We start from the raw sequence: 16,159 nt of genomic DNA, 5'->3' as shown, positions 1-16,159 counted from the left end.
CCGATGAGGTGATCGAATAGAGATGCTGTTTGCTGCAATGCACGAGTCTCTTGTTGGCCCTTCGCGGACCTGAACCGCGGATCCGGTGATGTCCGCTCACAGTGGCAGAGCAGACAATCTACCATGGACCCGCCGACTTCCGAGCTTGACCCATTGCGGACTTCGCTCCGTTGCAGTTCAGTTTGTCTCCTCGATTGAATATGCTGGATGGTTCGAACGTAGGCAGTCGGAACTCAAGCGGGCATCAGATTGATGACTCGCATGATGGCGGGCCCATTACCTATGTTCTCAGTGTCCTCCGGCTCACCTTTGACACAGGTCCATACGTCGTTTTTCTTCACCGTGAACGGATGGCCATCGCGATGATCGAGCCGCATTTCGCCGTCGACGCACTGGCAAACCATATCGTTTCGCATGGCATCATCTTTGTGCCTTACCTTCGGCTGGAAGACTATGTCAAAGACTTTAATTCGCTTGTAGCCCGGGAGTACGGAGTCACGCCCATGCATCGCTTCGCGCTCGCTTACCTCCACTAGCCGAACGCCTGGGGCGAGTTCCTTGCCCTCATCGGGCCGGTAAGGCTGAGCCTCGGTTGGATTGGTTGCAACGAGAGCAGTTCCCGCTGTCGCGACACAGAACATCAGAGCAGAACGCCGATCAATTTCGCTCATGCTTTCCTCCTGAGGTTCGCTGACCACCCATGATACGGGGGCGGTGTCGAGCATTCGATGCCCGATCGGGCATGCTGTCAAAGCCGATCTGAAATAGGACCTTGTTCCCGTATTCAAAGACACGTGACGATGGAGGAGGACAGCCAGCGAAAGGAAAGAAACGTATGTCGCCGCTGATACTGACGACGCGGTAGAGCGCGCCGCGCTCCTCGAGATCGCCGACAACTTCAGTAAGGACTCGCGAAGCAAAGTTCTCCACACCCACGACAGGCAGTAGCTCGCGCGCATTCTGCGCCGCTAGGAATCGATAGGAATCGATAATTTGACTCTCGCCTGCGCCGCGGTTCGATGGCGTCATGACCAAGGCAGAGAACAGAGCGGCGGCGAGAGCTTGGCACCAAGAGCGCATGCGTCAGCGCGCTGAAGAAGTGCGGGCCGAGGCGATAGCGGCCGATCTGGCCGAACTCGGCCGGCTTCGCCACTACCTCATCTTTGGCAGGAAGGATCGCCGCGCCGACCGCGAGAAGCTGATGAGCGCCATTGACGACTACGTCGGTGAGATGACTGGCGATCGAACCGCGCTGCACACCAAAAACCACAAGTGCGGGTGAAGCAGTTCGGCCTGGGGACGAAGAATCGGGTAGTCGATCTGCATGAAACTCGCCGCCGAACGTGCCTTTGCCGCTCCTGAAGCCGCCGCCCGCAAACTGGTCGAGCTCGCGAAGACCATTGAAGCCGTCCAGGACGGTCGCATTCACATCGAAAAGCTCAATGCTCCGTTTCTCTACACGCTCAAGGCCACAGGGTCGGAGTTTGGGGCTGGCATCAAGTATGCGGTTGAATGCGGCTGGCTCGAGCTACACGAGAGCGGGACGTATGTCCGGCTGATCAGCACCAGCGCAAAAGCGGCCCCCGCAAAAGACTGAGTTGCCGGGGCCGTTTGGAGGTCACCTCGGCGGTAATGGGGTCGCCAGGTGGTGACGAGCATAGGAAACCGGCAATCAGTTCTGTCCACTTATGCCCAAAGCGGTATAGTTCCTCATCGGGAACGGAACCGATCGCAATGAAGGACATGCAGGCTCAGTTAGAAAAGCTCCGCACGGATGCTGCCGAGTGCGCCTTGATCCGCGATCTGGCAACTGAACCCAAGAAGCGAGAACTGTTCACAAGGCTGGCCGAGCATCTGACAGTTCTGGCCGACGAGGTTGAACACGCCATTGCCGCCGCGGGACCTGAGCTGAAGCGGAAGGAATGACCGAACGAGGCTGGGGTCGGCGTTTCGAGGATCCGATCAGGATCGGCGATCGCGTACTGGTGACGCTGCTCGACGCCGGCGAGTACATCGCCACGCTGCCGATCCGGGATTTTTGCCATTCCATCTCGGGGCTGGAAATGAACACCGCCGCCGAGACAATGTATTAAAGCCCGGCGGCGTATTATCTCAGTTTCGTTTCCTTATCCTCTTGGCGTGCGTCATCAGTCGCTGCCGGTCACGCGTCCTGTGTGTTCGGCGCCGCCGCTTCATGTTGGCCCTCGTTTTCCGTACTTCGCAATCTCACGAAGCGACAAGCGAACGGTCTGAAGTAGGCTGAACGCGAGCGACTGCCCGTTGCTGGCGCCACAGGCGACGTCTGGCGGCAGCAAGGAGAAATTCTTCTCCAGGTACAGCAGAGCGTCGACACAGTGATCAAGCCAGGACAAGACGTCTATGTCCGCGTGCTGAAGCTGCCTCCTGGTCCGCCGCCACAAGGCGTCTATCCGCAGCGCAATCGAGGCCGATCGAGCTATTCGCGAGCCGGTCGCGTCTTCGAGTAGAGCGTCCGCCGCGCCCTGATGCGCGAAAGCACCCTGCCCCTCGATCGCGGCGAGCTACGGGAAGTTGGCCGAAAACTACGGTCGAGAGGCAGCCAAACTAGCCGTGGTTAGGACCGTAGATTGCTCGCGACGCAGACAGAAAATGCAAGTAACTGCAGCAAGGTTGACAGGACACCCCTTCCGCCAAACCTCAAGCACAATCAACAAGTTATACCGACAGTCTCGATCCGGTCCCCGGCTTGGCACCGAGCGAGGAAAGTCGCGCGCCAAGTGCTGCATCTGGCGGGCAAGAAGACATGGCAAATGGCGAGCGCCCAGAGATTGGAAGTCGGTGGAAGCCGGCGTCCAGTAAGGAGGTGTGCTGTTTTGCGGCCGAAATTGTTGATGTCCGCTTGTCCCCCGGTAACGACGCAAGAGCAGACGTGCGGGTCCCAGCAGGGCCAGGGCAAATTGCGAAGGGAGGCTACAAGAAGCTGTGACAAGCGGTAAGTCTCGGCACGTGCTAACTGGCCACCGCCATCCGGTTCACACGCAGATGGCAGAATACAATTTGGCCCATAGAGACCTAAGATCGTCTTCCGGTAGCCATGCGCGTGATGAGGGATGCAATGCGCCAGTCCTCGACGCTCGACCGCCGCCTGTTCATCAAGGCCGCCGGTCGTTTCGTTGGCGCGACGGCCGCGGCCGGAGGTCTGCTATCGCTTGGCCCATCGATGCCGGGGGCGCGTTCGCAGTCTAGAGCGCCAACGCCCGAGCCGCTCATCCAGCCGCCCGAGATGCACAGCGTCAACGGCGTGCTCGATATGACGATTGCGGCAGCGCCCGGACCGGTGCAGCTCGGCGATCGCGCGTTTACCGGTCTGCTCTACAATGGCGCCTATGTGCCGCCAACGCTGCGCGCACGCCTGGGCGACACGTTGCGGATCTCTTTCCGCAACAATTTGAGCTCCGGGTTCGATCGCCCTGGCTACCTGGGCCCTATTTGTGCCGGTGTCGGCACCGCGTCGAACCTGCACTTTCACGGCATGAGCGTCTCGCCCCAAGGCAACAGCGATAACGTATTCGTCCACGTTCAACCCGGCGAAACATTCCAATACCAGGTGCGCATTCCGGCGTCCGGCCGGCAAAGTCCGGGCTTGTTCTGGTACCACCCCCATGCGCACGGGTTCGTCAATAATCAAATCATTGGCGGCATGTCGGGTGCTCTGGTCGTCGATGGCATTGACGAACTTTTCCCGCTGCTGCGCGGATTGCCGGAGCGCTTCTTTCTAATCAAGCACTTCAAGTGTGACGACGAAAGCGAAATAGTTTCGATCAATGGTCAGATCAATCCCGCCATCTCCATGCGCGCCGGCGAAATGCAGTTTTGGCGCATTGCGCACATCGGAGCGTCGGATTTCTACAAATTGTGTATTGAGGGCATGCCGCTTTACGTCGTGGCAACCGATGGGCACGCCTTGTCGCAGCCACGCAAGATGACCGAACTTTTCATTGGCCCCGGCGAGCGGATTGACGCCCTTGTCATCGGTCCGCCCGCAGGGGAATACCCGATGCGAACCATTTCTTTTCAGAACGAAGCCTGGCGGCCGCCGGAACCGGTGCGGCAACTGGCAGTCATCCATTCCAGCGGTTTGTTGCAGAGTGCGAAGATCGACGATGATATCTTGCGCCAGCGGGTCACTGGGCCACAATGGATAAACGACGTTCGCATCGCGCCGATCGCGCGGCGCCGAACGCTATCTTATTCGCGCACCAGCGACCGCAAGATATTCATGATTGATGGCCGCGTTGTCGACGAGGCGCGCACCGACCAAACCGTCAAATTCGGCGATACCGAAGAGTGGACGGTGATCAACACGGATCAGCAGTATCACAGCTTCCATATTCACCAGACACCCTTCCTGGTGACGGAAGTAGGCGGCGCTTCCTGGCACGATGACAGTCTGCGCGACACTTTTTCGGTACCGCCAGCAACGGACCAGAGACCTGGCACCCTCAAGGTCCTCATTCCGTTCACCGATCCAGCAATCGTCGGTCGATTTGTCTACCATTGTCATGCAGTCGATCACGAAGACAAGGGCATGATGGGCGTCATCGAAGTCGTCGCTTGAAAGCGCGGCACACGGCGATTAGGTCACCAACACATCTTCAGTTTCGGGGCCAACTATCTCGGCCTGACTTTGGAGACTGTATCGCGCGCCTTGTCGTGACTGCATGAGCCCGGCATTCTCGGCTTCGTCGGCAATACCCAGCGTCAGATCGTGCTGCTCAACCGGCGCCAGTTGGCGGGGCTACAGGCTTAAACCTGCAATCCACCTATTGAATAGCGCGCAAAGCGCCGTCCAATATGGACCGCGCGACCTCGGAAACGCCGGTGAGGATGATCTGCACGCCGATGCAGAGCAGCAGGAAAGCTGACAGTTTCGTCACCACGCTGGTGCCCTCCTCGCCGAACAGACGCGCCATTGCGCTCGATTTCCGGTAGGCGTGGTAGATCGCGGCAGTCACGGCGAACGCCACCAGAAGCGAAACGATCGATGACTGGAACATCGCATCGAGGCTGCTGGTCCGGCTAATCCCGATCGCGATGGCTGTCGCGATCGTTCCCGGCCCGGTCGTCAGCGGAATTGTGAGAGGAAAGAAGGCCATGCGCTTCATGGTCGCATGATCTGGGGACGAGACCTCGTGAGGTCCGGCCGGGCCCGAGGGCGCGTGAAGCATCGACCAGCCTGTCGCTGCGACCACGAGGCCGCCGGCAATCCGAAGCGCCGGGATTGTCACGCCGAAGAAGTTGAGGATCTGGCTGCCCAGAAACAGCGACACCAGCAGGACCACGAAGGCATATCCGGCAACCCGCAGCGCGAGGCCCGCGCGCTCGTCTTCAGAAAGACCTCTCGTCTTGTCGAGGAAGATGAAGGCCAGTCCGTAGGGATTGATGATCGCGAACAGCGCGCCGAAGCCGAACAGGAAATCGGCAACCAGCCCCGATGTGGCGATATCACGCATGCTGCGCCCGCTCCGCTCTTCGGCTTACGGGCATGTGAAGCCGGGCGCTTTGAAATCGGCCAGATTGTCGAGCGTCTTGCGCAGAACCTCGAACAGCACGGCAACCGACCAGCTGTTGGCGACACCGGCCAGCATGCCGACGAAAAATCGGGGCATCATCCCATCAAACCGGATCTCACTTGCCCTTGCCGGGTGATCGCTCAAGACGCGATCTCTGCGCGCGCATGCGCTTGATCTCCTCCCTGAGCGCCTCAGCTTTTTCGTCTCGTTGCTCGCTCGCCGTTTCCAAGGGCTCGTCGCGAAGCAACTTCTGGAGTGCCTTTTCGACAGAAAGCTTGTTGGTCTCGGCCATACCAGACCTTTCTGACGCTACCGCGTCTGTCAGTACCGTGGTTGCAGTCTCAGCTCTTCGGACTGAACATGCCGCCGGCCGCCTTCATCGCCGCCTCACCCATGGTCTTGGTCTGGTCGGTCAGGGCCCGCATCTGCTCCTGGAAGAAATCGGCTTGAAGCTTGAGCGCGTCCTGGACATCCCTAGCATGGATCAGCTTGTCGCTGAGGTCCAGGGTCGCTGTGACATTGCGCTGCATGAAACTGCAAAACTCCTTCGCCTGGTTCGCGATCGGCAGAGGCGACGAACTGATCCCCTTCTCCAGCATCTCGAAATAGTCGGCGTTGGCCTTACGCAGGCGGCCAAGTGCCTCGGTCAGCGCCGCACGGACGTTATCTGCGGATAGATTGATCTCTGCCATGACGTCTCTCCCTTCAGGTGTTAGCAGTTACGCGGTAAGCCCTCCGAACCAGGCGCCGAAATAACCGGCGTAGAGCGCGGGTACTTCGAGATTCATCGAGTGCCCGACGCGAGGCACGATCACGAGACGGCAATCCGGCATCGCATCGGCCATGACGTGAAGATCGGCCGGCAGAATCCAACCGTCCCATTCGCCCCATAGCACCAGATGCGGATGCTTCAGCTCCGGCATGCGGCGCTCGAGCTCTCTGCTCTCTCTTTCCTTCGTGAGGTTGACCGGCGTTCCGATCCAGATGCCCTCGGAGACGCCAAAGGTCTGCTCGATGATGCGGTCGAACAACGCCTGGATGTCCTTCAATCCCTCCCGAAATCGAGGCACGGCGTTCGGCGCCATGCTCTCGGGCACGAACAGCGAGGACGCCGCGGTCGCCATGATCGTCCGCGTCAGCTCCTTGCTCGCCATCATCGCTCGAAACAAGCCGATCTGGTCAGCATTGAAAGACATGCCGAGCGGCGTCACCGGATCGAGTGCGAACACGCGCCCGAAACGCTGCGGCTGCATCAAGAGCATGCGGGCAGCGATGATGCCGCCGGTCGAATGCGTCGCGAGATGGCAATAGCCGATGTCGAGCACATCGAGCGCCGCCAGCATGTCCTCGGCATGCTGCTGCATGGAGTAGTTCGAATAATCGGCGGCAGGCTTCGGCCGGTCGCTGTCCCCGCAGCCGCGCCAGTCGATGGCGATGACGCGCAGGCCCGTTGGAAACAAGGGCGCAGCCAGCTCGATCCAGTCCTTGCTGGCGAGATTGCCATGGATGAAGACGACGGTCACTTCGCCTCGGCCCCACTCCCGCCAGCCAAGCTCGATTTCACCCGCCTGCACCCGTGGCATAGACCGATCCTATTTGTTGAGACCGGCGGTTGGTGCCGCACCGGGAGGTGTCGGCGCCACTGGCAGGGCGGATACCACGGAACCCTTGATCATGCGATCTGTGCCAAGGGGGGATGAGGCGTCGACCGTTCCCTTCGTGACGAAGTCCACGACGTCCGCTGAATATTCCACCGGATTGTCCGTGTGGATGAAGTGCCCGGTCTCCGGATAGATCTTGAGCATCGGCCGGTTGCCGGCGTTGGTCATGCGCGTCATGAACGGCGTGATGACGTCGCGTCCGAGATCGGTCAACCCGTTGAAGGCGGGCGTCGGGATGAACGGCTCCTTGTCACCGAAAGCGAGGAAGATCGGCGCCTTGATTTGGGTGACCCGCTCGTAAAGGTTCTTCGGATCATCCTGCTGGAGCTCGGCTCCGATCGTGTAGATGTCGAAGATGAAGACGTTGCACCACTGTTCGAGCTCCTTGGGGTTGCCCTTGGTAAGCCCGACGCGCTGCTCGGTATGGAAGCGCGCATATTCGCTGTCGCTGAAGAAGTAGCCGCTCTTCGCCGCCGACACCACGCCGGTGTCGGGGTTGCGCTTCTTGAAGTAGAAGAAGTCACGAATGCTCTGCTCGTCGCGGGCCTTCTCCGCCGCCAGGATGCCGGTCTGGTCCCAGATCTGCTTCCACTTGTCGAAGTCGCGACCGAGTCCCGGTTGGAACAGAGGTGCCTTCTTGTCTTTCGCGATCGTAATGTCGCGCGGGTATTCCTCGAGTCCGGATGGTGCTTCGAGCGCGAGGCCCTGCACCGCATCCGGCCAGGTCAGGGCGTACCCCGTGACGAACTGACCACCGAGCGAGTGGCCGAGATAATAGGCTTTCTTGACGCCAAGCTGGTTTACGACGAGATCGTAGATGACCTCGCGCATATCCTGCATGGTGCGCGCCGGGCTCTTATCGAGATTACCGGGCCCGGACATGCCGTAGTTGGGCAAGTCCGGCACGATCACGCGCAAGCCACTCCGCAGCGCATATTGCATGATGTTGCCGTAGTGCCCGCCGAATGCGCCCTTGCCGTGGATGATGACGAGGACCTTGGGATCCTTGTCGGTGCCGGCATACTCATCCATGTAGCCGATCTGCCAGGTGTTGCCGATCTTGTCCTTGGCGTTGGCGTATTTGACCGGATAGGGATAGGTCACGAAGTCCTTCCAGAAGGACTTGATCGGATCGATGTTTTCGGCGACGCCCGGTACGCGATAATTCTTGTCGACGAACATCCTCGCGCGATCGAGGGCCGCGACGTCGTCCATGAAGGCGACGAACTTCGGATCGTTCTTGCGCTGGTTGATGATCGGGAACACGCCGTAATGGGCGACCGGGCTCTCCTGCGCGATCAGGTCCGCGCCCGGCACGCGATCTACGGCTTTTTGGGCCAGCTTGAAGTTCAGCCAGAGATCGTTGGTGATGTGCATCACCAGTGTGCGCGACTGGATGCGGCCGAGATAGGGATTGACGTTATGGGTCTCACCGACCCGGTTGCGCCAGACGAGATCGACGGCGTCATAGAGCTTGGCACGGTTAGTGACGCTCAGACCGGCCTTCTCGTTCGGCGGATCCCAGTAGAATATCTCGGGCTGGACCGCGGCCCAGTTCTGGGTCGTGCGGAAGCCGAAGTCGTAGCCCGTCATGCCCAGGATCGACCAGCCGAACGCCACACCCGGCATCGGGTGCTTCTCCTTGGGCAGATTGTAGTAGTCGCCCTTGGTCGCCTGCCAGACCGGATCGCCCTCGATCGCGGCCGTCATCATCTGGAAGGTCCAGTTACCGACGGGGTCTTCACCGTCCGACTGCGTGGTGCCGCCGATCGGCATCAGGGCGCCGATATATTCGGGATGCATGACCCCCCACACATAGGTCTGGGTGCCGCCCATGGAGACGCCCGTGACAAGCGCGACACGCGCGACCTTCAACTCGTCGCGCAGCAGGCGGTAGTTCGCCTGCACCATGTCGTAGTAGCTGTACTGCGGAAACTTGATGCCGAGGCCGTCGGACGGTTTGCTTGCGCCCCACGTGCCCAGCGGGTCGACCATGATGACGTAGTAGCGGTCGGTGTCGATCGGCCGTCCGGGGCCGATAATCGGGACGCCGCCCGACAGGGCCGCGCCCTTGACCCACTGTTCGTACATATCGGTGGAATCGCCCGAATAATAGGAATTGATCACGACCGCGTTGGTGATCTCACCGGCGGCATTGCGCCGCGCGTTGCCGATCGCGATGTATCCGGTACGCAGCTTGCCTGCCCCGAGCGATTCCAACGTCACGCCGCCCTCGCCGCCATTCTCCCATTTGGAGGGATTGGCCAGGTCGTACTTGCCGCCAAGCCGGAAGTTTGCGATCTCATAGGTCTTTTTGAGCCCGTCATGCTGCATCTGCGACGAGCGTCGCGTGAACGGCTGGGCGACCGCGAGCGCGGTGCCGACCAGCAACAGGATCAGGCTGACGAAGCAACGCTTGAGTGCGCTTCTCCCGTTCATGACGAACTCCCTCCTGGCGGTATTTTGCGCGAACGCTAGGCTGGACCTCCTCCTGAGGTTTGATTTAGCTCAATGGAATCCTCAGGCCTGCGTTGAGGATCGTGGTCATCGTCACGCTGGCCGGTCCCCGCAATGCCCTTCCTCAGTCATGGCTCATATCGTGTCCGCTATGAGCTCGACGGACCGGCGAATGCGCCTGCCTATGTGCTCGTCAACGGTCTGACGCAGTATTCCGAGCTTTGGGGCACGTATCGCGACACGCTGATCGCACGTCGGTTCCGGGTCGCTACGTTCGACCTGCTCGGCCAGGGCGTCTCCGACAAGCCCGCGCTGTTCATCGATCAGGACGACCACATCGCTGTGCTGCATCGCCTGATCGGCGAACTTGGCGACAGTCCGGTCTTCCTCAGTGGCATCAGTTTCGGTGGCTTGATCGCGCTACGCTATGCCATCGAGCATGGCGCGCGGCTGTCGGGCCTTGTACCGATGAGCTGCTTTGCCGAGCTTTCACCACAACTGCTACTGATCGGCAACGCCTTGCGCACCGGCCTCATCCTGGGCGGCACCGGCTACCTCCAGGATCTGCTGCTGCCGATGAACCTATCCGACCAGTGGCTGAAGCCGCTGCTGGACAAGCTCGACAACGTGAAGCGGCAGGGCTGGCTGGTCAACGACGTCTACGCCCTTCAGAACCTGATGGAGTCTTTCCTCGACTTCAAGCCGCTGACGCCGCAGCTCTCCTCAATATCCGTCCCGACCATGATCCTGAACGGCGAGTTCGACTTCCTCACGCCGCGGACGCTGCACGAGACGTTGCGTGTGGAAATTGCTGACAGTGCGCTCGTCATCATTCCGAGGGCCTATCACGCCTTCACGCTCGAAAAGGCCGCCTTAACAGCCGACCTGCTGGCGCGCTTCGCCGAGGACGTGTTGGCTGGCCGCTGGCAGGGCAACAAGCAGGTCTTGATCGCGCCGGAGGATGCCGGCGGAGACTTTTCGCCGTTTCCCGCCGGCTATGACCATCTGCGCGCGATTCCGGTGCAGAGGCCAGCAACATGAGCGCGTTCTTCGGACCGCTGCAAGCCGACGGGCGCGTGCCGCCGCGCCAGCAGACGCGGGTCGCCGCGTTCCTGGTTTCTGCGCATGGTGCGCTGGCACGGCAATTCGCGGTCGCCCTGCCCGCGAGATTCGATGCCGCCTGGCAGACCGAATTGCACGCGCAGTTCTATCGCGAGAGCGAGATCGTCTCGCTTCTCATGCGCGCGACCGCCTGGGTCCCGGACCTCGCGCTGGGCCCCATGGCGGCATCCTGGGAGATGGCCTGGCTCCCCGCCCCGATCGAAGGCATTGCCGACCACGCCCGCGCACAGACCATTCACCTCGCGACGCTCGCACATGCGGTCCATGCCGGGATCCGGCCGGCGGCCCTGCTGCCGACGGAAGCGAACGCGAACGATCCCTTCGTGATGGCGCTGCGCCGTATCGAGTTCGAGAGCGGCCGGCTGTTACAGGCGCAGATTCTGTTCCTGAAGGGCCCGGACCTCCTACCTTTCCGGGATGCCGTCAGCGCGACGCTCGAACGGCGGCACGCCGAGGTGCGCAGGCTCTGGCACGAGACCCTTGCAGGCGTCGGCGTTGGCCTGCGCGAATGACCCGGCAACCTTGACGCAGATCAAAGCCGAGAGTCTGCCCGCCCCCAACATCGATCCGGTATTCACCTGCGCCTGCCGACCGGAGTTCCGCCCATGAAGGCCGTTTCCGTCGAAGAAGCCGTTGCGATGATCCCGGCCGGTGCGAGCGTAATGGTCGGCGGCTTTATGGGCGTCGGAACCCCGGAGCGCCTGCTTGACGAACTCGTGCGGCAGAACAAGACCGGCCTGTCGCTGATCTGCAATGACGCCGCCACCCCCGGCAAAGGAGTCGGCAAGCTGTTCGACGCTATGCTGGTCTCAAGGCTGACGGCAACGCATATCGGCCTCAATCCGAAGGCGCAGCAGCAGATGCTCGCGAACCAGATCGCCGTCGATCTCGTGCCGCAAGGCACCTTCGTCGAACGCATCCGCGCAGGCGGATGTGGCCTCGGCGGGGTGCTGACGCCGACGGGCGTCGGAACGCTGGTTGCCGAAGGCAAGCGTCAGATCGAGGTGGATGGCAAGCCGTTCCTGCTGGAGACGGCATTGCGGGCGCAGTACGCGCTGGTTCACGCGTTTCTCGCCGACTATCTCGGCAATCTCGCTTACGCACTGACCTCCCGCAACTTCAACCCGGTCATGGCGATGGCTGCCGACACGGTCATCGTCACTGCAGAGAACATCGTGCCCGTCGGTGTCATCGCGCCCGATCACGTCGTGACCCCGGCGCCGCTCGTCGATTACCTCATTACCAACGGGTGAGATCATGGACCCGCAGATCATCATCGCCCGACGCGTCGCCAGGGAGTTGAAGAGCGGAAACCTTGTCAACCTCGGCATCGGCATTCCGACCCTGGTTGCGAATTACGTTCCGGCCGATTTGAAAATCTTCTTTCAGTCGGAGAACGGACTGATCGGCACCGGGCCGATTCCCGAACAAGGCATGGCGCATCCGACGCTGACAGACGCCGGCGGCCGCCCCATTAGCGCGCTCCCGGGTGCGGCGACCTTCGACAGCGCGATGTCGTTCGGACTGATCCGCGGCGGCCATGTCGACGTCACCGTGCTCGGCGGCCTCCAGGTCGATGCGCATGGGCTTCTCGCCAACTGGATGATCCCAGGCAAGATGGTGCCGGGCATGGGCGGGGCGATGGACCTCGTCAGCGGCGCCAAGCGGGTCATCGTCGCCATGCAACATGCTGCGAAGGGCAAGTCGAAGATCGTCAAGACATGCAACTTGCCCCTGACCTCGGCGCGCCCGGTCCATCTGGTCGTGACCGACATGGCGGTCATCGGTTTTGCGGACGGCAAGGCGACGCTGCTCGAGACCGCTCCAGGTGTCAGCGTTGGCGAGGTTATGGCGGTGACAGAGGCCGAATTGGTCATTCCTGACAACATCCCGGAAATGACGATCTGACGAGGTCACGACCATGCGGATATTCAGCGACTTCAACGAGATCAAATCCGCGGTCGGCACCGAGATCGGCGCGAGCGACTGGATCGAAGTGACCCAGGATCGGATCAATAAATTCGCCGAAGCAACCTGTGACGAGCAATGGATCCATGTCGACCAGGACCGCGCCAGGAAGGAAGCGCCCGGCGGCACCACCATCGCTCACGGACTGCTGTCGCTCTCGCTTGCTCCGCTGTTCATTCGATCCGTGATGGGTTTGAAAGGGCTGCGCAATACGCTGAATTATGGCGCGGATCGCATCCGGTATCTGGCGCCGGTGCCGGCCGGTTCAAAGCTCCGCGGCCGGGTCACCGTCGCTGAAACCGAGGACGTGCCGCCGGACGGCTTGCGCGTCAACTATCATCTCGTGATCGAGATCGAGGGCGGCAAGAAGCCCGCTTGCGTCGCCGAGCTGATCGCCCTGCACTATCGCTGAGGGCGCTCAGTCGATGATGTGATACCCGCCATCGATATAGAGAACGCCCCCGGTGATCAGCTTGGCACCATCCAGCGCCAGGAACGCGGTGGCATTGCCGACGTCGTCGATGCTGACCAGGCTGCGCGCCGGCGCTTTGGACTGCGCCTTGTCCATGAGCTCGTCGAACTCCGGGATACCTGACGCCGCGCGCGTGGCGAGCGGGCCTGGCGAGATCGCGTGCACGCGGATGCCCTTGGGGCCAAGTTCGGCGGCCGCGTAGCGGACGGCCGCTTCAAGCGCCGCTTTCGCCACGCCCATGATATTGTAGTTCTCCACCACCATCTGGCTGCCATAGTAGGTCATGGTGAACATCGTGCCGCCGTTCTTCATCAGCGGCTCGGCGAGATGCGCCATGCGCAGGAATGACCAGCAAGAGACGTCCATCGTCTTAAGGAAGCCATCGCGGCCGACGTCCACCACGCGGCCATGGAGCGCCTCCTTCGGCGAGAAGGCGATCGAATGCAGCAGGAAATCGAGCTGTCCCCATTCCTTCGCAATCCGCTCGAACACCGCCTCGGTCTGCCCTTCCGTCATCACGTCCAGCGGCATGAAGATCGGCGCTTCCAGCGCCTGCACAAGCGGTTCGACGTGTTTCTTGGCGCGATCGTTGAGGTAGGTGACGGCCAGATCGGCCCCAAGCGCACGAAATGCCCTCGCGCACCCCCAGGCGATGGACTGGTCGTTCGCGATGCCGACGACGAGGCCTTTCTTGCCCTTCAGGGCAACCTTTGTATCCGGGAACACGGGGATCATGACACCCTCTCTTGCCTTGGATTGGTCGATTGTCCGTTCATCAACAGCGACAGCGTATGCTGTGCGATCATCAGTTCCTCGTCGGTCGGCACGACGTAGACGGGGATGCGGCTGTCGGAACGCGAGATCAGCCTGGAATTACGCGCGTTCTCGACGGGATCGAGCGTGCCGCCGAGCCATCCTAGCTGCTCGACCACGCGAGCGCGAATGTTCGCCGAATTCTCGCCGATCCCGGCCGTGAAGACGAAGGCGTCGAGGCCCTGCAAGGCGGCCGCGAGCATGCCGGCACTGAGACCGATCCGATAGACGAAATAGTCGACCGCGAGCTTCGCCTTGGGGTCGGCGCTCGCCTCCAGCTCGCGCATGTCATTGCTGACACCGGAGAGCCCCTTCAATCCGCAGTCGCGATAAAGGAAGTTCTGCACGTTTGAGGCGGACATCCCTTTCTCGGAGATGAGATAGATCACCACCCCGGGATCAATCTGCCCTGGACGCGTTCCCATCGGGAGGCCATCGAGCGCTGTGAAACCCATGGTGCTCTCGACGCTGCGCCCGTCCTTGAGCGCGCACATCGACGCGCCGCTGCCGAGATGGGCAACGATCACGCGCCGCTTCGCGATATCGGGCGCCACGCCCGGCAGCGTCCGGGCGATATACTCGTAGGACAGCCCATGAAAGCCATAGCGCCTGACACCCTCGGCATGAAGTTGATGCGGAATAGCATAATGGTCGGCGACGGCATCATGCGTGCGGTGAAATGCGGTGTCGAAGCAGGCAACCTGTGGCAGCGTCGGGAAATTCGCCAGCAGCGAACGGATCGGCGCCAGATTGTGGGGCTGGTGCAGCGGCGCCAGGGTCACAAATCGTTCGAGACGGGACACGACGCCGTGGTCGATCAGTACCGGCCGCGAATAGTCCGGCCCACCATGCACGACCCGGTGACCGACCGCGATCGGCGTGACGCGAAGTTCGTCCCGCAGCCAGTCGCCGGCAACGGCCATCGCCGCCGGAACATCAGGCACAGCCTCGATCGGATAAGCCCGATCGGCCATCGGATCGCCGCTCGGGCCACTTGCCCGCAGACGCGGTCGGCTGCCGATACCGTCCATCTGTCCCTTGATCTGACGACGAAGCGCACCGTCGCCTTCGATCGCATAGACCTGAAACTTCACACTGGACGAGCCGGCATTGACGACGAGGATCGTATCCATGGCGATCACGCGGCAACCGTCGGCGCCTTCCGGCGCCGGGCATGAGCATAGAGCGCGGCGACGGCACAGGACGCCATCCGCGCACGTGGCGAATCGGCGCGCGAGGTCAGCACGACGGGCACACGCGCACCGAGCACGATGCCGGCGCCATCGGCCTTGGCGAAATAGGCGAGATTCTTGGCGAGCATGTTGCCGGACTCAAGGTCCGGAACCATCAGGATCTGGGCGCGGCCGGCGACCTCGGATGTGATGCCCTTGATCCGCGCGGCCTCCAGATCGATGGCATTGTCGAAAGCCAGCGGGCCGTCGAGGATGCCGCCGGTGATCTGGCCGCGATCAGCCATCTTGCACAGGGCCGCGGCTTCGATTGTCGAGGGGATTTTCGAGGTCACGGTCTCGACGGCAGACAGAATCGCCACCCGCGGCGTCTTGCCGAACCCTGCCTGGTTGTAGAGGTCGATCGCGTTCTGAATGATGTCGCGTTTGGCGTCGAGATCGGGGAAGATGTTGATCGCCGCATCCGTCACGAAGATGGTCTCTGCATAGGCAGGCACATCCATCACGAAGACATGGCTGATACGTCGGTCGGTGCGCAAGCCTCCGGTCTTGGCGGTGACGGCGCGCATCAATTCGTCGGTGTGCAGGCTGCCCTTCATCAACAGCTCGCCTTTGGCGGCATGGATGAGCTCGACGCCCTTGGCCGCGGATTCGTCGCTGTGCGCGGCATCAACGATCTCGAAGCCGGACACATCGAGATCGCACCGGGCGGCAGTATCCTTGATCTTCCGCTCGGGCCCGACGAGCACAGGCCGGATAATGCCGGCGCTTGCGCTATCGATGGCGCCGCGCAGCGAGGTCTCGTCGCAAGGATGCACCACGATGGTCGGCGTTGGCGGCGCGCCCTTCGCCGCCGCAATTAACCTATCGTACTTGCTGCCGGGCTGGGTTTGCGTCGTGTCGGCCGACATGATGTCACTCCCG

General features: G+C 61.6%; 20 protein-coding genes and 1 pseudogene. 11 read left to right on the top strand and 10 right to left on the bottom strand.

Translation table 11 applies throughout. The annotated features are described in order from the left end of the window. Nucleotides 1–233: 233 nt before the first annotated feature. On the bottom strand, nucleotides 234–671 hold the full coding sequence (locus tag AC1DW2_RS37650; RefSeq protein WP_038955533.1) for a hypothetical protein: 438 nt from the start codon (nucleotides 669–671) through the stop codon (nucleotides 234–236). A gap of 356 nt (nucleotides 672–1,027) precedes the next feature. Between AC1DW2_RS37650 and AC1DW2_RS37645 the strand changes: the two genes are divergently transcribed. From AC1DW2_RS37645 to AC1DW2_RS37620, 6 genes and pseudogenes are all read left to right on the top strand, one after another. Then, complete coding sequence (locus AC1DW2_RS37645) at nucleotides 1,028–1,282, top strand: hypothetical protein (RefSeq protein WP_038955532.1); 255 nt, start codon at nucleotides 1,028–1,030, stop codon at nucleotides 1,280–1,282. Nucleotides 1,283–1,324: 42 nt separating this feature from the next. Next, nucleotides 1,325–1,597 (top strand): hypothetical protein, encoded by a 273-nt coding sequence (locus AC1DW2_RS37640; protein ID WP_038955531.1) that lies wholly within the window; start codon nucleotides 1,325–1,327, stop codon nucleotides 1,595–1,597. A 137-nt stretch (nucleotides 1,598–1,734) separates the two neighbouring features. Continuing rightward, a complete protein-coding gene (locus tag AC1DW2_RS37635; RefSeq protein ID WP_038955530.1) occupies nucleotides 1,735–1,926 on the top strand; it encodes a hypothetical protein in 192 nt (63 codons plus the stop codon). Continuing rightward, the gene (locus AC1DW2_RS37630; protein WP_162136800.1) at nucleotides 1,923–2,093 is read left to right on the top strand and encodes a hypothetical protein; all 171 of its coding nucleotides are present in this window, start codon (nucleotides 1,923–1,925) and stop codon (nucleotides 2,091–2,093) included. Before AC1DW2_RS37635 ends, AC1DW2_RS37630 begins: the two co-directional genes overlap by 4 nt. Nucleotides 2,094–3,094: 1,001 nt before the next feature. Next, a complete protein-coding gene (locus AC1DW2_RS37625; RefSeq protein WP_477008507.1) occupies nucleotides 3,095–4,597 on the top strand; it encodes a multicopper oxidase family protein in 1,503 nt (500 codons plus the stop codon). A 24-nt stretch (nucleotides 4,598–4,621) separates the two neighbouring features. After that, nucleotides 4,622–4,789 (top strand): annotated as a pseudogene (locus AC1DW2_RS37620) (helix-turn-helix domain-containing protein); the annotation flags it as partial. Nucleotides 4,790–4,802: 13 nt separating this feature from the next. Here AC1DW2_RS37620 and AC1DW2_RS37615 read toward each other — a convergent pair. Genes AC1DW2_RS37615 through AC1DW2_RS37590 form a run of 6 tightly spaced genes read right to left on the bottom strand, consistent with a single transcriptional unit; the run spans nucleotide 4,803 to nucleotide 9,652 of the window. Next, nucleotides 4,803–5,492, bottom strand: coding sequence for a MarC family protein (locus AC1DW2_RS37615; RefSeq protein ID WP_477008506.1), 690 nt, complete (start codon nucleotides 5,490–5,492; stop codon nucleotides 4,803–4,805). A gap of 24 nt (nucleotides 5,493–5,516) precedes the next feature. Beyond that, the gene (locus AC1DW2_RS37610) at nucleotides 5,517–5,648 is read right to left on the bottom strand and encodes a hypothetical protein (protein WP_477008505.1); all 132 of its coding nucleotides are present in this window, start codon (nucleotides 5,646–5,648) and stop codon (nucleotides 5,517–5,519) included. A gap of 19 nt (nucleotides 5,649–5,667) precedes the next feature. Beyond that, a complete protein-coding gene (locus AC1DW2_RS37605; RefSeq protein WP_014495244.1) occupies nucleotides 5,668–5,844 on the bottom strand; it encodes a hypothetical protein in 177 nt (58 codons plus the stop codon). A 49-nt stretch (nucleotides 5,845–5,893) separates the two neighbouring features. Further along, entirely contained in the window at nucleotides 5,894–6,244 is a 351-nt protein-coding gene (locus tag AC1DW2_RS37600) for a phasin (RefSeq protein ID WP_354118217.1), read from the bottom strand. A 27-nt stretch (nucleotides 6,245–6,271) separates the two neighbouring features. Further along, nucleotides 6,272–7,135 carry an alpha/beta fold hydrolase gene (locus tag AC1DW2_RS37595; RefSeq protein ID WP_477008504.1) on the bottom strand — a complete coding sequence of 288 codons (864 nt, stop codon included), beginning with the start codon at nucleotides 7,133–7,135 and terminating at the stop codon, nucleotides 6,272–6,274. Nucleotides 7,136–7,144: 9 nt separating this feature from the next. After that, nucleotides 7,145–9,652, bottom strand: coding sequence for an alpha/beta hydrolase (locus tag AC1DW2_RS37590; protein WP_477008503.1), 2,508 nt, complete (start codon nucleotides 9,650–9,652; stop codon nucleotides 7,145–7,147). A 132-nt stretch (nucleotides 9,653–9,784) separates the two neighbouring features. Here AC1DW2_RS37590 and AC1DW2_RS37585 point away from each other — a divergent pair, with 132 nt between their 5' ends. From AC1DW2_RS37585 to AC1DW2_RS37565, 5 genes are all read left to right on the top strand, one after another. Beyond that, nucleotides 9,785–10,711, top strand: a complete 927-nt coding sequence (locus AC1DW2_RS37585) for an alpha/beta fold hydrolase (protein ID WP_477008502.1) — start codon at nucleotides 9,785–9,787, stop codon at nucleotides 10,709–10,711. Further along, entirely contained in the window at nucleotides 10,708–11,304 is a 597-nt protein-coding gene (locus AC1DW2_RS37580; protein WP_477008501.1) for a hypothetical protein, read from the top strand. Before AC1DW2_RS37585 ends, AC1DW2_RS37580 begins: the two co-directional genes overlap by 4 nt. A gap of 93 nt (nucleotides 11,305–11,397) precedes the next feature. Continuing rightward, nucleotides 11,398–12,045: a CoA transferase subunit A gene (locus AC1DW2_RS37575; RefSeq protein WP_477008500.1), complete on the top strand. Its 648-nt coding sequence runs from the start codon at nucleotides 11,398–11,400 to the stop codon at nucleotides 12,043–12,045. A gap of 4 nt (nucleotides 12,046–12,049) precedes the next feature. Then, nucleotides 12,050–12,700 (top strand): 3-oxoacid CoA-transferase subunit B, encoded by a 651-nt coding sequence (locus tag AC1DW2_RS37570; protein WP_477008499.1) that lies wholly within the window; start codon nucleotides 12,050–12,052, stop codon nucleotides 12,698–12,700. A 13-nt stretch (nucleotides 12,701–12,713) separates the two neighbouring features. Continuing rightward, entirely contained in the window at nucleotides 12,714–13,172 is a 459-nt protein-coding gene (locus tag AC1DW2_RS37565) for a MaoC family dehydratase (protein WP_071913863.1), read from the top strand. 6 nt (nucleotides 13,173–13,178) lie between these two features. Here AC1DW2_RS37565 and fabI read toward each other — a convergent pair whose 3' ends face one another. Genes fabI through AC1DW2_RS37550 form a run of 3 tightly spaced genes read right to left on the bottom strand, consistent with a single transcriptional unit; the run spans nucleotide 13,179 to nucleotide 16,146 of the window. Continuing rightward, nucleotides 13,179–13,967 carry an enoyl-ACP reductase FabI gene (gene fabI / locus AC1DW2_RS37560; RefSeq protein WP_477008498.1) on the bottom strand — a complete coding sequence of 263 codons (789 nt, stop codon included), beginning with the start codon at nucleotides 13,965–13,967 and terminating at the stop codon, nucleotides 13,179–13,181. After that, nucleotides 13,964–15,178, bottom strand: coding sequence for an acetate/propionate family kinase (locus AC1DW2_RS37555; RefSeq protein WP_071913859.1), 1,215 nt, complete (start codon nucleotides 15,176–15,178; stop codon nucleotides 13,964–13,966). The genes fabI and AC1DW2_RS37555 overlap by 4 nt, the downstream gene beginning before the upstream one ends. Before the next feature lie 5 nt (nucleotides 15,179–15,183). Further along, entirely contained in the window at nucleotides 15,184–16,146 is a 963-nt protein-coding gene (locus AC1DW2_RS37550) for a phosphate acetyltransferase (protein ID WP_477008497.1), read from the bottom strand. Between the last annotated feature and the right edge of the window lie 13 nt (nucleotides 16,147–16,159).

It is taken from the genome of Bradyrhizobium sp. P3_C3, assembly GCF_056402655.1.
This window is presented reverse-complemented; position numbering and strand designations above follow the sequence as displayed.

Coding starts and splice junctions, on each gene's coding strand:
- AC1DW2_RS37650 (WP_038955533.1), bottom strand. CDS start 671: ATGAGCGAAATTGATCGGCGTTCTGCTCTGATGTTCTGTGTCGCGACA.
- AC1DW2_RS37645 (WP_038955532.1), top strand. CDS start 1,028: ATGACCAAGGCAGAGAACAGAGCGGCGGCGAGAGCTTGGCACCAAGAG.
- AC1DW2_RS37640 (WP_038955531.1), top strand. CDS start 1,325: ATGAAACTCGCCGCCGAACGTGCCTTTGCCGCTCCTGAAGCCGCCGCC.
- AC1DW2_RS37635 (WP_038955530.1), top strand. CDS start 1,735: ATGAAGGACATGCAGGCTCAGTTAGAAAAGCTCCGCACGGATGCTGCC.
- AC1DW2_RS37630 (WP_162136800.1), top strand. CDS start 1,923: ATGACCGAACGAGGCTGGGGTCGGCGTTTCGAGGATCCGATCAGGATC.
- AC1DW2_RS37625 (WP_477008507.1), top strand. CDS start 3,095: ATGCGCCAGTCCTCGACGCTCGACCGCCGCCTGTTCATCAAGGCCGCC.
- AC1DW2_RS37615 (WP_477008506.1), bottom strand. CDS start 5,492: ATGCGTGATATCGCCACATCGGGGCTGGTTGCCGATTTCCTGTTCGGC.
- AC1DW2_RS37610 (WP_477008505.1), bottom strand. CDS start 5,648: ATGCCCCGATTTTTCGTCGGCATGCTGGCCGGTGTCGCCAACAGCTGG.
- AC1DW2_RS37605 (WP_014495244.1), bottom strand. CDS start 5,844: ATGGCCGAGACCAACAAGCTTTCTGTCGAAAAGGCACTCCAGAAGTTG.
- AC1DW2_RS37600 (WP_354118217.1), bottom strand. CDS start 6,244: ATGGCAGAGATCAATCTATCCGCAGATAACGTCCGTGCGGCGCTGACC.
- AC1DW2_RS37595 (WP_477008504.1), bottom strand. CDS start 7,135: ATGCCACGGGTGCAGGCGGGTGAAATCGAGCTTGGCTGGCGGGAGTGG.
- AC1DW2_RS37590 (WP_477008503.1), bottom strand. CDS start 9,652: ATGAACGGGAGAAGCGCACTCAAGCGTTGCTTCGTCAGCCTGATCCTG.
- AC1DW2_RS37585 (WP_477008502.1), top strand. CDS start 9,785: ATGCCCTTCCTCAGTCATGGCTCATATCGTGTCCGCTATGAGCTCGAC.
- AC1DW2_RS37580 (WP_477008501.1), top strand. CDS start 10,708: ATGAGCGCGTTCTTCGGACCGCTGCAAGCCGACGGGCGCGTGCCGCCG.
- AC1DW2_RS37575 (WP_477008500.1), top strand. CDS start 11,398: ATGAAGGCCGTTTCCGTCGAAGAAGCCGTTGCGATGATCCCGGCCGGT.
- AC1DW2_RS37570 (WP_477008499.1), top strand. CDS start 12,050: ATGGACCCGCAGATCATCATCGCCCGACGCGTCGCCAGGGAGTTGAAG.
- AC1DW2_RS37565 (WP_071913863.1), top strand. CDS start 12,714: ATGCGGATATTCAGCGACTTCAACGAGATCAAATCCGCGGTCGGCACC.
- fabI (WP_477008498.1), bottom strand. CDS start 13,967: ATGATCCCCGTGTTCCCGGATACAAAGGTTGCCCTGAAGGGCAAGAAA.
- AC1DW2_RS37555 (WP_071913859.1), bottom strand. CDS start 15,178: ATGGATACGATCCTCGTCGTCAATGCCGGCTCGTCCAGTGTGAAGTTT.
- AC1DW2_RS37550 (WP_477008497.1), bottom strand. CDS start 16,146: ATGTCGGCCGACACGACGCAAACCCAGCCCGGCAGCAAGTACGATAGG.